The 282-nt window shown below is 56.0% G+C and carries 1 rRNA gene; it reads right to left on the bottom strand.

Annotated features, from left to right (window positions below):
* Positions 1–282, bottom strand: a 23S ribosomal RNA gene (locus ACSNOG_RS33175); the annotation flags it as partial.

Genomic DNA, 282 nt, shown 5'->3' with positions numbered 1-282 from the left:
ACCAGGGAATATTTAGGCTTAACGGGTGGTCCCGCCAGATTCACACGGGATTTCTCGGGCCCCGTGCTACTTGGGTGTCTCTTAAACGAGCCGCTAATGTTTCAGCTACGGGGGTCTTACCCTCTACGCCGGACCTTTCGCATGTCCTTCGCCTACATCAACGGTTTCTGACTCGTCTCACAGCCGGCAGACTGTGAAAAAGAGATCCCACAACCCCGTATACGCAACCCCTGCCGGGTATCACACGCATACGGTTTGGCCTCATCCGGTTTCGCTCGCCAC

It is taken from the genome of Streptomyces sp. URMC 124, from assembly GCF_051386455.1.
Classification (GTDB): Bacteria; Actinomycetota; Actinomycetes; order Streptomycetales; family Streptomycetaceae; genus Streptomyces.
The sequence above is the reverse complement of the archived record's forward strand: the minus strand, read 5'-3'. Positions and strand labels throughout refer to the sequence as shown.